Source organism: Cohaesibacter marisflavi, from assembly GCF_963665895.2.
GTDB lineage: Bacteria > Pseudomonadota > Alphaproteobacteria > Rhizobiales > Cohaesibacteraceae > Cohaesibacter > Cohaesibacter marisflavi.
The window spans coordinates 122756-135550 of record NZ_OY762534.1; the positions used below are offsets into that span (position 1 = coordinate 122756).

General features: G+C 54.5%; 13 protein-coding genes and 1 other RNA gene. 10 read left to right on the forward strand and 4 right to left on the reverse strand.

All coding sequences use genetic code 11. The annotated features are described in order from the left end of the window. Positions 1-11: 11 nt before the first annotated feature. The 3 genes from ACKPCT_RS01540 to ssrA all read right to left on the reverse strand — a co-directional run bounded on the left by ACKPCT_RS01540 (position 12) and on the right by ssrA (position 1371). Positions 12-224: a DUF4169 family protein gene (locus ACKPCT_RS01540; RefSeq protein WP_319513524.1), complete on the reverse strand. Its 213-nt coding sequence runs from the start codon at positions 222-224 to the stop codon at positions 12-14. Positions 225-266: 42 nt separating this feature from the next. After that, positions 267-854, reverse strand: a complete 588-nt coding sequence (locus tag ACKPCT_RS01545) for an SspB family protein (protein WP_319568181.1) — start codon at positions 852-854, stop codon at positions 267-269. 145 nt (positions 855-999) lie between these two features. Then, positions 1000-1371, reverse strand: a transfer-messenger RNA (tmRNA) gene (ssrA, locus tag ACKPCT_RS01550). A gap of 132 nt (positions 1372-1503) precedes the next feature. On the opposite strand from ssrA, the gene ACKPCT_RS01555 reads away from it, so the two are divergent. The 7 genes from ACKPCT_RS01555 (at position 1504) to ACKPCT_RS01585 (ending at position 7939) form a co-directional block, all read left to right on the forward strand. Further along, entirely contained in the window at positions 1504-2298 is a 795-nt protein-coding gene (locus tag ACKPCT_RS01555; RefSeq protein ID WP_090074255.1) for a thymidylate synthase, read from the forward strand. 12 nt (positions 2299-2310) lie between these two features. Continuing rightward, on the forward strand, positions 2311-2838 hold the full coding sequence (locus ACKPCT_RS01560; RefSeq protein ID WP_319568182.1) for a dihydrofolate reductase: 528 nt from the start codon (positions 2311-2313) through the stop codon (positions 2836-2838). A gap of 367 nt (positions 2839-3205) precedes the next feature. Next, positions 3206-4345: an FtsH protease activity modulator HflK gene (gene hflK, locus ACKPCT_RS01565; protein ID WP_090074258.1), complete on the forward strand. Its 1140-nt coding sequence runs from the start codon at positions 3206-3208 to the stop codon at positions 4343-4345. 2 nt (positions 4346-4347) lie between these two features. After that, positions 4348-5334, forward strand: a complete 987-nt coding sequence (gene hflC, locus ACKPCT_RS01570) for a protease modulator HflC (protein WP_319568183.1) — start codon at positions 4348-4350, stop codon at positions 5332-5334. A gap of 83 nt (positions 5335-5417) precedes the next feature. Further along, entirely contained in the window at positions 5418-5603 is a 186-nt protein-coding gene (locus ACKPCT_RS01575; protein ID WP_090074261.1) for a DUF2065 domain-containing protein, read from the forward strand. A 165-nt stretch (positions 5604-5768) separates the two neighbouring features. Continuing rightward, positions 5769-6230, forward strand: a complete 462-nt coding sequence (locus ACKPCT_RS01580) for a hypothetical protein (protein WP_090074263.1) — start codon at positions 5769-5771, stop codon at positions 6228-6230. Positions 6231-6571: 341 nt separating this feature from the next. Then, positions 6572-7939 carry a Do family serine endopeptidase gene (locus ACKPCT_RS01585; RefSeq protein WP_324292355.1) on the forward strand — a complete coding sequence of 456 codons (1368 nt, stop codon included), beginning with the start codon at positions 6572-6574 and terminating at the stop codon, positions 7937-7939. Between the two features lie 104 nt (positions 7940-8043). Here the strand turns inward: ACKPCT_RS01585 and serB are convergent, their stop codons facing one another. Beyond that, the gene (gene serB, locus ACKPCT_RS01590; protein ID WP_319568185.1) at positions 8044-8937 is read right to left on the reverse strand and encodes a phosphoserine phosphatase SerB; all 894 of its coding nucleotides are present in this window, start codon (positions 8935-8937) and stop codon (positions 8044-8046) included. A 48-nt stretch (positions 8938-8985) separates the two neighbouring features. On the opposite strand from serB, the gene miaA reads away from it, so the two are divergent. The 3 genes from miaA to ilvN all read left to right on the forward strand — a co-directional run bounded on the left by miaA (position 8986) and on the right by ilvN (position 12687). After that, complete coding sequence (gene miaA, locus ACKPCT_RS01595; RefSeq protein ID WP_319568186.1) at positions 8986-9939, forward strand: tRNA (adenosine(37)-N6)-dimethylallyltransferase MiaA; 954 nt, start codon at positions 8986-8988, stop codon at positions 9937-9939. Positions 9940-10334: 395 nt separating this feature from the next. Beyond that, positions 10335-12104 (forward strand): acetolactate synthase 3 large subunit, encoded by a 1770-nt coding sequence (locus ACKPCT_RS01600; RefSeq protein ID WP_244544743.1) that lies wholly within the window; start codon positions 10335-10337, stop codon positions 12102-12104. 40 nt (positions 12105-12144) lie between these two features. Beyond that, positions 12145-12687: an acetolactate synthase small subunit gene (gene ilvN / locus ACKPCT_RS01605; RefSeq protein WP_090074267.1), complete on the forward strand. Its 543-nt coding sequence runs from the start codon at positions 12145-12147 to the stop codon at positions 12685-12687. Positions 12688-12795 lie beyond the last annotated feature (108 nt).

The following is a 12795-nucleotide window of genomic DNA, read 5'->3' on the forward strand; positions in this document are numbered from 1 at the left end:
CGCCTTGCCACTTATTCGCCCTTGTCGTCCATTTGAGACGCGTCGCCCAATGCCTCACGCTTGTGGCCATCAAGATGGCGTTCCAGCTTGTCCGTTTCAAAGCGCTGTTTGGTCTTCTGCGCTTTGGTCTGGCCAAAGCGGGCGCGGTTGGCTTCGGCCTTCTTCTCTTTCTCGGTGCGCGCCTTTGCTTTGCGCGCCTGTCTGAGATTTATGACGTTGCCCATAGCAACCTCACCCCGATTTGATGCTGGAAGGAATGGTGCGCGTTATTTCTTGCGGAAGGCATCCAGAGAGACGACTTCTGCGCCTTCTTTTTCCCTGTCTGCCTTGTCGGCTTCTTCGGTGCTGTCCTCGTCATCGGAGGCGCTTTCCTTTTCACCGTCCGAAGCAGCAGGTTCCGCTGGCATTGAGAATTCTTCGTCGTTGGGAGCCAGCACCGTCAAGATATCGTCATCACCGCCTTCACCCTGTTCATCGGCATTCTCGATTTCTTCTTCCATCTCGATTTCGAACTGGAGAGAGAAATGGACGCTAGGGTCAATGAAAGTGATGATCGCCGTATAGGGAATATAGAGCTTTTCGGGAATGCCATCAAAGGACAGTCCAATCTCAATGGCCTGATCGTTGGCCTGCAGATCCCAGAACTGGTGCTGCAAGACAATGGTCATGTCATCGGGATATTTTTCCAGGAGCCTTGGCGAAATGCGTACGCCGGGCGCTTGGGTGTTAAAGGTGATGTAGAAATGATGCTCGCCGGGCAGGCCTGTGCGTGCAACCTCTGTCAGGACCGTTTTAACCACGCCGCGCAACGCATCCTGTGCAAGGATGTCATACCGGATCAGGTCTTCGCTCATGAGGCCTCCAAAAATTGGACATAAATTTGCCGCCACAATGTCTGAGGCGCATCAAGAAAGTCAAGCAAACGACTGGGAAAACTCAGTTCGGATGGTCAGATATCAACCGTTGCTGTTGCCTTTCAGTCTTATACCCGAGGTCCTTAGTGAGGGCTTCTGTTGCCAGGTGCCCCCGAACCCCGCCTAGCCGAGCATACCGACTAGGGCTTTAGTGGCTAGTCGCACTGCTTAAGCAGCAGCGAGACGAGAGCCTGCATAGTTGTCATTTGCAACTACTCAATTAGCCCGATAACGGTGGTACAATGCCGGGCAAAAGCACGATCTTTACACCCTCGTCGATCCTAGTTCGCCCCCAGCAAAAACACCGTGTTTTGCAAAATGGTCAAAAGCGGTGCTTTTGGTGGAGGCGCCGGGTACCGCCCCCGGGTCCGATAGGCTTATTACAAAGGCCATTTATTGCCATAGTCACCTGCGTGACAACGCGAATATAGGGTGGCTTCCTGTAAATTTAAAGTGGGAAATCAGAACTATGCGCATATTGTGCAGTTCTGGTTGATGCAACGGGGCCTCTGCCTTCCTGCTTGGCCATATTCCGCGCGCCGAGAATCGTGTAACACCGTGGAAAAGAAAATTGGCTGAAAGGATCAAAATGCAGACCTATCTCGATTTGCTGGCCCATATTCTGGACAATGGTGCCGATAAGGGGGATCGCACCGGCACCGGTACGCGCTCTGTGTTTGGCTATCAGATGCGATTCGATCTGGCGAAGGGCTTCCCGCTCTTGACCACGAAGAAGTTGCATCTGCGCTCGATCATTCATGAGCTGTTGTGGTTCTTGGCCGGAGATACCAATATTGGCTATCTTAAGGAAAACAAGGTGCGCATCTGGGATGAATGGGCCGACGAGAATGGCGATCTGGGGCCTGTCTATGGTCACCAGTGGCGCTCTTGGCCTGCGCGCGATGGCGGCACGATAGATCAGATCAGCCAGCTCATCGAACAGATCAAGACCAATCCGGATAGTCGCCGCCTGATCGTTACGGCCTGGAACCCGGCGGACGTGGATCGCATGGCGCTGCCACCCTGTCATTGTCTGTTCCAGTTCTATGTCGCCAACGGGCGCCTTTCCTGCCAGCTGTATCAACGGTCTGCGGATGTTTTCCTAGGTGTGCCGTTCAATATTGCCTCCTATGCGCTGCTCACGATGATGGTGGCGCAGGTGTGCGATCTGGAGCCGGGGGATTTCGTGCACAGCCTTGGGGATGCGCACCTCTATTCCAACCATTTTGAACAGGCGCGCCTGCAGTTGACCCGCGAGCCGATGTCTCTGCCGATCATGACGATCAACCCGGACAAGCGCGATATCTTTGGTTTTGTCTTCGAGGATTTCGAACTGAGTGCCTATGATCCGCACCCGCATATCGCTGCGGCTGTTGCCGTTTAAGGGGAGGGGAGCATGGGCGGACGCACCGAACCGAGGATCGTTTTTCATTATGCGGTTGCCGACAACGGCGTGATTGGCAAGGATAATGCCATGCCCTGGCATGTGTCTTCCGATCTCAAGCGCTTCAAGGCGATGACCATGGGCAGACCGCTCATCATGGGCCGGCGAACCTTCCAGTCAATCGGCAGACCCTTGCCCGGTCGTACGAACATTGTCGTTTCACGTGATCCCGACTTCTACGCCGATGGCATCGAAATCGTGGCGTCTATTGACGCTGCTTTGGATCGTGCCAAAGCCATTATACTGGAAGATGGTGGTGACGAGATTGCGGTGATCGGTGGGGGCTCTATTTATAATGCCCTCTGGGATCGGGTGGATCGGCTCTATGTGACCCATGTTCATGCCGAGCCGGAAGGGGATACCTTTCTGCCTGCAATCGATGCGGATAGATGGTCTGAAGTCTCGCGTGAGCCGACTGTGCAGAATGAGAATGACAGCGCGGCGATGACCTTTGCCATATATGAAAAGGCCACCTCATAAAGTCGGCTTTCACGCTCTTTTGAGGGGATAAGCATGCTTCTCTTCCGTTTTGCCATGGAAATCGCACCGCCAAACAGGGGACTTGCATCCAAAAGTCCAGTTTGGTCTTGATTTTGTGTCTCGGGGTAACCACCTTGTCTCCAAAGTCGCGTTTGCACCCTGAATGTGGTGTCCTTTATAAGAGAGACGGGTGAGGAGCTGCTTTCCGGGTTGCCAACTGGCACGGATTGGCTCGCAGTATCTCAGCATCTATGTGGAAATGCGCTAAGACTTTAAAAACGGTCAACTTTTCTGTCTTAGGCTGCGCTCTGCCCGACAGAGGGCTGGTCGCAAGATAGATAACGGGTTCCTAACGTAAGGATTGATTATGCCTTGGAACAATCAGAATGGTGGTAACGGAGGCCCTTGGGGGGGCGGCGGCGGTGGCCGCAATGGTGGTCCTTGGGGGCAAGGTCCTCAGAATCAGGGTCCAAATCCGCCAGATCTAGAGGAAATGATCCGCAAAGGGCAGGAGCGCCTTAAGCAGGTATTCCCTGGTGGTGGTGGCGGTTCGGGCGGTGGATCGCTCGGCCTCAAGGGCATTGGCCTGTTGGCTCTGGGTGCTGTCGCAATCTGGATGGCGACCGGCTTCTATACCGTCAAGGAAGGGGAGCTGGGCGTTGAATTGCTGCTCGGTGAACCGATTGCCGTTTCGACCTCTGGTCTGAACTATAACTTGCCTTATCCGATCGGTCGCGCCGAGACGGTCAACGTTGACCAGATCCGTGATGTGACCATTGGTTCTCGCGAGTTTTCCAATCAGCGCGGTTCCGTCAGCAAGCGTGACGTGCCCGAAGAAAGCCTGATGCTGACCGGTGACGAAAACATCATCGATGTGGACTTCAAGGTTCAGTGGAACATCAAGGATCCCGAAGCCTATCTGTTCAATGTTGATAGCCCGGATATCGCGGTCAAGCAGGTTGTGGAATCTGCCATGCGCGAGATCGTTGGCCGCAACACCATGGACGAAGTACAGACCGGGGACCGTGTTGCCATTCAGGTGGCAGCTCGTGAACTGACCCAGAAAATGCTCGATAAATATGATGCGGGCGTCAACATCATTCAGGTTCAGTTGCAGGGCGTTGAGCCACCAGAACAGGTGATTGATGCGTTCCGAGATGTGCAAACGGCCAAAGCCGACAAAGTGCGCATGCAGAACGAAGCTCAGGCCTATGCCAACAAGGTTGTTCCGGAAGCAGAAGGTCAGGCAGCCAAGATTCTTGAAGCCGCCAACGCCTATCGCGAGCAGACCGTTGCGGACGCTCGTGGTCAGGCCCAGCGCTTTACCGAAATTCTTGGTGAATATGAAAAAGCACCAGCGATTACACGCAAGCGTCTCTATCTGGAGACCATGGAGCAAGTTTTGGGTAGTTCCGAAAAGATCATCCTTGATAGCAAGTCTGAAGGCGGTTCTGGCGTGGTTCCGTATTTGCCGCTCAATGAACTGACCAAGAAAGCGGGGAACTGATCATGTCTGTAAAATCTGTCTTTGCTCTGGTTATTGCCGCTGTCATCGCCGTTTTGTTGTATGGATCGGTGTTCCTGATCTATCCGCATGAACAGGCTGTTGTGACCCAGTTTGGCCGCATCGAGCGGGCTGTGCGTGAGCCGGGTCTGTATTTCAAGACGCCGTTCATTCAGAGCGTGGAATATCTGGACAAGCGTGCGCGCTATCTGGAACAGTCCGAGCGTGAGGTTATCGCCTCTGGTAAAAAGCGTCTTCTGGTAGACTCTTTCGCTCGTTATGAGATTTCCGATCCCATCGTGTTCAAGCGTCAGGCCAAGTTTCTGTCCAACTTCGAAAGTCAGTTGAACGGCTTTATGGAAGCATCGCTGCGTGACGTTGTTGCCGAATATACCTTCAAGGATATCGTGCGCGACAAACGTGACGAACTGGTCGAACTGATCCGCAAGAGCGTGGATGAGAAGACCCAGCGTCTTGGGGTGTCTTTGGTTGACTATCGCATTCGTCGAGCTGACCTGCCTCAGGAAAACTCCGAGGCTGTCTATCGTCAGATGCAGACTGAACGTCAGCAGGAAGCCAATGGTATTCGCGCCGATGGTGAAAAGCTCTCCCAGCAGATCCGCTCTGTGGCAGATCGTAATGCAACGGTTATTATCGCCAATGCAAAACGGGATGCAGAAATCCAGCGTGGTGTTGGTGATGCGCTTCGAAACAACATCTTCGCAGCTGCTTATGGCAAGAATGCGGACTTCTTCGAGTTCTACCGCACCATGAAGGCTTATGAAAACAGCCTGTCCAATGGGGATACGCGTCTGGTTCTGTCGCCGGATGGTGAGTTCTTCAGCTACTTCAATAATGCTGGTGACTCTCCTGCCGCGATTGAGCCGGCTGCTGACGCTTCTTCTGATGCAGCAGAGCCGGTAACTCCGGCCAGCAATGATGCCGCTGCCAATCCGGCTGTTGTAGAAGATCCTGCGGTCTCGACCAACTGAGACCTTCATTAGATATTGGCTTGCGCGGAACAGCTTAGGCGTGCCGCGCAACCCTTGCCACAGTCAGGCACCAAGAGGGCAATATGTCGGATTTTCTAGCTGCTATCGGTCTGGTCTTCGTGATTGAGGGCTTTTTATGGGCCGCTATGCCGCGCAGCATGAAGCGCATGATGCTCGAAGTCGCGACAATCCCCGGCGGCAATCTCAGAATCGGTGGGCTTGTTGCCATGGTGTTCGGGGTTCTGCTTGTCTGGATGATCCGCGGCTGAATGGTCTGCTCTTTACAATGCACCGAAACATCTGCTCGGTTGCCGCTAATTCCCACCCTCTTTCTCTTCTTTCTTGCGCCCTTGCCTGTCTTCTTTTAAGGCTTAAAGCCACCGGGTTTTTCGCTGGGAGGGGGCTTTGCCCACCAGTGCGCAAGGAAGAGAATCATGATCCGTTTTTTCATCGCCGCTTCGCTGTTTCTCGCCGGACCAGCTTTCGCAGAAACATGTGAGAATGGGGCCATTTTCGAGGCTCAGGACAATGACGGCAACCAGCATGTGCTAAAGACCAATGGTCTTGTCGATCCGTTCATTTTCGAAATGCATACCGCGGGCCATCTTGTCTGGACACTGGAAGCCGAACAGGGCTGCTCCAATGGTATATCCGTGTGCTGGATGAGCGTTCAGACCACCGAGGAAGAACCGATCGATATTCCTGTCGAGACTGTTCAGGAAGGGGATAGCATCAAATACTATGTATTCGCGCATTTGCGCCAGACATTGGCCAGTTTGAAAATGGATGATGAGCAGTTTGACACCATGGCGCAATGGAATATCGAGCGACCAGACGACTTGTTCGAGAGCTTGGCCATGCCTGTCAATGTGTATGCATTCAAGGGCTGCAGATAAGTCATGGTGCGAATCTCCGGGGTGAGATTGGGTGACCGGTAAGCCTCTTGCTTTGCTGGTGACTTGCTTGGCCGTTCAATGAGGCTTAATTTTTTCCTGATACTGTATGATGTCCTTCAAGGGATCTGGATTTGCAGGAGGCGGGGCTGATTTGCCTTGCATGGGAAGAAAAGGTCATGACTCTTTTGCACGTTGCTTCGAAGCTGCAGCATAAAGGCTGCGGAGGGTGGAGCTTGGCTTGCCTTTTGGCGTTTCTTTTGTCTTTGTTCCTTGCTGCTTCTGCTTCCGCCCAGCAAGCGACGCAGAGTGCATCCCATGAAACCCGGCGCGGACCAAGGAGTGTGGCTGATCTGGCGGAGCGCCTGACACCTGCCGTCGTCAATATTTCTACCATTTCGCTGGTCGCTGCCGAAGGGGCAGTGCCTATGCCCAAGGTGCCGGATGGGTCGCCCTTCAAGAAATTCTTCGATGACTATTTTGATGAAGACTCCCCCGAGCTGGACAGCAAGCGGAGCATGCAGTCTTTGGGGTCCGGCTTTGTGGTCGGTGCTGAAGGGTTGATCGTGACCAACTATCACGTCATCTCGGAAGCAGACCGGATCAATGTCAAATTTCACAATGGGGCAAATTATCGCGCCGAGCTGGTCGGGTATGACAGCAAGACGGATCTTGCTCTGCTCAAGGTCGATGCTGACAAACCGCTGCCGACCGTCTCTTTCGGTGGCGCGAAAGATTTGCGCGTTGGCGATTGGGTCATGGCGATCGGCAACCCCTTCGGGCTTGGCGGCTCGGTTTCCATCGGCATTGTTTCGGCGCGCAACCGGATCATCAATAACGGACCTTATGACGACTTCATCCAGACGGATGCGGCGATCAACCGTGGCAATTCGGGCGGGCCGCTGTTTGACATGTATGGCAATGTCGTCGGGGTGAATACGGCGATCATCTCGCCCACTGGCTCTTCCATTGGATTGGGCTTTGCCATTCCTTCCGATATCGCACAGAGGGTGGTGCAGCAGCTTCTTGATTATGGCGAGGCCCGGCGTGGCTGGCTTGGGGTTCGCATTCAGGAACTGTCTGTGGATCTGGCAGAGGGGCTGGGCGTCAGTGAAGTGCGCGGGGCGCTCATTACATGGGTAGACAAGGACGGCCCGGCTTTTGAAGCGGGGCTTAAATCCGGCGATGTCATTTTGGACTATGATGGCACTCGGATCGAGCGGGTGCGCGACTTGACGCGTCTGGTTGCCGATACGCCAGCTGGCAAGGAAGTGGATGTCGAGTTCGCCCGCAAAGGGCAAATTCTGAGCCGCAGGGTGATCGTTGCCCAACAATCGGAAAAAGAGCGCAAGACGGCGCAACAGCCTCATATGGCCCCCAATGGGGCAACGCTCTTTGGTATGTCTCTTTCACGGCTCAGCGCACATGTGCGGCGGCTGCATCATCTTGATGATGATGTGGAGGGCGTTGTGGTGTCCGATGTCGGGGCAGGGAGCCTCGCCGAGCGCAAGGGGATCGAGGCTGGAATGGTCATCGTCGAGATCAATCAGGAAATCGTCTCTTCGCCCGGCAACCTGATTGAGCGCCTTGATCGTCTGAAGGCCGAGGGCAAGAAGACGCTGCTGTTTCTCGTGGCCAAGCCTGATGGTGGAGAGCTGGAATTCGTCTCCATCAAGCTTGAGGATGTTGAAGGCGAAGGCCAGCTGCACTGAGAGGCGTGTTTTCCGCAAGCCGAGCGGTCAAGGGTGACAGAAATGAATAAGGGGCCGAATGGCCCCTTCATGCTGTTCGTGATTGTGTCATGCTCACTTTATGCTCATGCAAGCACAAAGTCTTCGGCCTTGTAGCCTTGCAGGAACAGAAGCCCGGTCAGGTCGCCATGGTTGATGACGAACTCGGCCTGCGCGGCCACTTTGGGCTTGGCATGAAGCGCAACGCCAGCACCCGCACTCATGATCATCGGCAGATCGTTGGCGCCGTCACCCACCGCCATGGTTTCTGAAGGGGCGAGCTTGTGTTCTTTGATGAGGGCGTTGAGGCGGGCTAGCTTGGCATCCTTGCCCAGAATGGGCATGCCGACTTCGCCTGTTAGCAGACCCTCTTTTTCAATCAGCAGATTGGCTCGATCTTCATCAAACCCGAGGATTTCGCGCACGCGCGACGTGAAATGGGTGAAACCACCCGAGACCAGCGCGCAATAGGCCCCGTTGGCCTTCATGGTGTGCACCAGCGCCTTGCCTCCGGGCGTGAAGGTAATGCGCTCGGCAAACAGCTTGTCCACGATATCAAGGCTGAGGCCCTTGAGCAGGCCAACGCGTTCCTTGAGTGCGGGTTCGAATTCGATCTCTCCGCGCATGGCGCGTGCGGTGATGTCGGAAACTTTTTCCTTCAGGCCTACTTCATCCGCCAGCTCGTCGATGCATTCCTGCTGGATCATGGTGGAATCCATATCGGCCAGCAGCAGCTTTTTCTTGCGGCCTTTGCTGGGCTGGAAGATTACATCGACAGGAGCCCCGCCGAGGGCGGCGAACAGCTCGGCGCGCAAATTCGCATAATCGGGGTGATGCGGGATAACAAAATCACAGGCGACCCCTTCCATCAGCCAGGTAAAATCTGTATCGACATGAATGATAGATTGAACTTCAGCCACAAGATCGGCGCTGACGGCTGGGTCAGCTGGCGCGCTAATGAGGGTCAGGGTGAAGGACATGACAGCTCCAAAAATGGGAACCTCTTATCGAGAGGCTACAGAACTCGCGTGATTGATAGCGGAACACAGATTGCAACGGCTCCGTCAGCGGTGTTGATAGCTGGGCCAACGGCCAGCGGCAAGTCTTCTCTTGCACTAAGGCTTGCACAAATCGTTGATGGCGTGATTATCAACGCCGATTCAATGCAGATTTATGACCAATTGTCCATTCTGTCAGCCCGTCCTACCGCCGAAGAGATGGGAGACGTGGAGCATCGGCTCTATGGCTATGTAGACCCGGCTGAACGATACTCCGTGGGCCGTTGGCTTGATGACGCAGTTGCGGCTATCACAGATGTCAGGGCAGGGGGGCAATGTCCTATTCTGGTTGGCGGGACCGGACTCTATTTCAAAGCCCTGCTTGAGGGGCTTAATGTGGTGCCTGATGTGCCCGAACCCATTAGGGCCCACTGGGAGAGCGAGCTTGACCGATTGCAGAGCCCTGAAGCGCTGTATGCAATCCTTGCCGAACGTGACCCGGACATGGCAGCCACCCTCAAACCCGCAGACGGGCAGCGCATCCTGCGGGCGCTGGAAATTCTCGATGCGACAGGCAAGTCCCTGCTGGAATGGCAAAGGAATCCTGTGCTGCGCCACGATCCGGCGATTGCGCAAGGGGCCATGAAGTTGGCGCTCTGTCCGCCGCGCGATCTGGTTTACAAGAAAATCGAGGCGCGTTTTGATCAGATGGTGGAGTTGGGCGGCATCCGGGAGGCGGTTCATATGGCCAGCCTCGGGCTTGATCCGGACCTTCCTGCCATGAAGGCGATCGGCGTTTCCTATCTGGCGGACTGTGACGCGGGGCATCTTGACTATGAAGAGGCCATCCGCCTGTGCAAACGGGATACACGTCGCTATGCAAAAAGACAGATGACCTGGATCCGCAATCAGATGTCAGATTGGCCCCTTTTTGACACCGCAGAGGATGCGATTGCCCATTTATTGATAGAAATGAAAAAATAGGGGGTGGGAAACTGGTCTAATATTGCGAGCATTCCCAAAAATTGTGGCAAAACGGGTTGACCTTGCCGGATTGAGAGACTAACGTGCCTCGCGAAACGAACGGAAAGCTTGTAGCGATTATGCGAAATATTCTTGTGATTCTAGTGGGTAGGCGCGCTGCTGTGATGATTGGGTAATCATTGCAAATGGTGGTGCGCGTCCAGGGCCTTTGAGGGGCCCTTTTTTATTGCCTGATTGGAAATGACATAGCGTGTTTCTTGGTGGATACAAGGTTTGCGGGCGGAAGGGCCAAGGCTGTCGGGAGGAGTGATCAGGCGTTCTGATCGATTTCTGACAGATGACTGATAAAATGGAGCCTCGTGCTGTGCGAAGGCTCGGGTTTAAGGAATGGATGAATGACACGGCAGATGACGGGTGCTGAGATGGTTATTCGTGCTCTGAAAGATCAGGGTGTGGACCATATTTTTGGCTATCCTGGGGGCGCAGTTCTCCCGATCTATGATGAAATCTTTCAGCAGGAAGATATTCGTCACATTCTCGTGCGCCACGAACAGGGCGCTGGCCATGCAGCAGAGGGCTATGCCCGTTCAACCGGCAAAGTTGGCGTGCTGCTCGTGACCTCTGGTCCGGGCGCCACCAATGCCGTGACCCCGCTGGCCGATGCGCTGATGGATTCCATTCCTCTGGTTTGCATTACCGGGCAGGTTCCAACCTCCCTGATCGGATCTGATGCCTTTCAGGAGTGCGATACCTCCGGCATCACGCGCCCTTGTACCAAGCATAACTATCTGGTTCGCTCCATTGAGGATCTGCCGCGCATTCTGCATGAGGCCTTCTATGTTGCACGTTCCGGTCGACCAGGGCCGGTTGTTGTTGATATTCCAAAGGATGTCCAGTTCGCGAGCGGCATGTATCATGGACCGAGCAATGTCAGCCACAAGACCTACCATCCGCAGATCAAGGGTGATCTGGATGCGGTTCGCAAAGCGGTTGAAATGCTGGTTTCTGCCAAGAAGCCGATGCTTTATACCGGCGGCGGCGTCATCAATTCAGGCGCAGAAGCCTGTCAGATGCTGCGCGAGCTGGTGAGCCTTACCGGTTTCCCTATCACGTCCACGCTGATGGGACTGGGTGCCTATCCGGCATCGGGCAAGGAATGGCTCGGAATGTTGGGCATGCACGGCACCTATGAAGCCAACATGGCCATGCATGAATGCGATGTGATGCTGTGCGTCGGGGCGCGGTTTGATGACCGCATCACCGGGCGGCTTGATGCCTTCTCGCCCAACTCCAAGAAGATCCACATCGATATCGATGCGTCCTCGATCAACAAGATTGTTCGGGTGGATTTGCCGATTGTTGGTGATGTCGGCCATGTTCTGGAAGATATGGTGCGTATCTGGCGGGCTAGCAGCAAGAAAACCGACAAGGAAGCCTTGGCGACCTGGTGGGAACAGATCAAGATCTGGCGCAAGCGCGACTGTCTGGCCTACCGGCCCAATGACGATGTCATCATGCCGCAATATGCCTTGCAGCGCTTGAATGAAAAGCTGAAGGGCAAGGACTATTATGTCACCACCGAGGTGGGGCAGCATCAGATGTGGGCCGCCCAGTTTCTGGGCTTTGAAGAGCCCCATCGCTGGATGACATCCGGTGGACTGGGCACCATGGGCTATGGCTTCCCGGCTGCTTTGGGTGTGCAGACTGCTCATCCGGAAAGTCTGGTTATCGACATTGCCGGTGATGGCTCCGTTCAGATGAATATTCAGGAGCTTTCGACCGCTATCCAGCATAACCTGCCGGTTAAGATCATGATCCTGAATAACGAGCATCTGGGCATGGTGCGCCAGTGGCAGCAGCTGTTGCATGGCAACCGGCTTTCGAACTCTTATGTCGAGGCTATGCCGGACTTTGTGAAGCTGGCCGAGGCCTATGGCGCCAAGGGCATTGTTTGCGACAAGCCGGATCAGCTGGATGCCGCGATTGATGAAATGATTGCCTATGACGGCCCTGTTATTTTCGATTGTCGTGTTGCCAAACTGGCAAACTGTTTCCCGATGATCCCATCGGGGCGAGCACACAACGATATGCTCTTCTCTGATGAAGCAGAGGACGCGAGCAAGATCGCAACGGCCATTGGGGACGCGGGCAAAAAGCTCGTCTGACCGGTAACGCAACACGCATTTCAAAAGAAGGAACGGCAAGATGCAGCAAGGATCTGCCTATTTCATTGAAGAAGTATCGACCGTTGAAGAAACGCACACGCTCTCTGTTCTGGTGGACAACGAACCGGGTGTGCTGGCGCGCGTAATCGGCCTTTTCTCCGGTCGGGGATACAATATTGACTCTCTCACGGTGTCGGAAACCTCTCATGAGGACCATATTTCGCGCATCACCATCGTAACGACTGCAACGCCACCTGTGCTGCAACAGATCCGCTCGCAGTTGGGCCGTCTGGTGCCTGTGCATGAAGTCGCTGATCTGTCGACATTCGAAGTGGCTCCGCTCGAAAGGGAGCTGGCCTTGATCAAAGTCGCGGGAACTGGTGATAAAAGAGTGGAAGCCCTCAGATTGGCTGATGCATTTCGTGCTACGGTGATTGATGCTACGGCCGAACATTTTGTTTTTGAGATGACTGGTCGGAAAAACAAGATCGAGCAGTTTATCACTATTATGCAGCCGCTTGGGCTGGTTGAGGTGTGCCGTACCGGTGTGGTGGCCCTGCGGCGCGGACAAGATAAAACCTGAGGATCCCCCTCCGGGTAGCGATTGGGAACCGATTGATCGGGCCTTCTGAAAAAAGCAGATGGCTCGATCAATCCTTCTTCTGCCAGGGTGGCTTTCGTTGGGTTACCG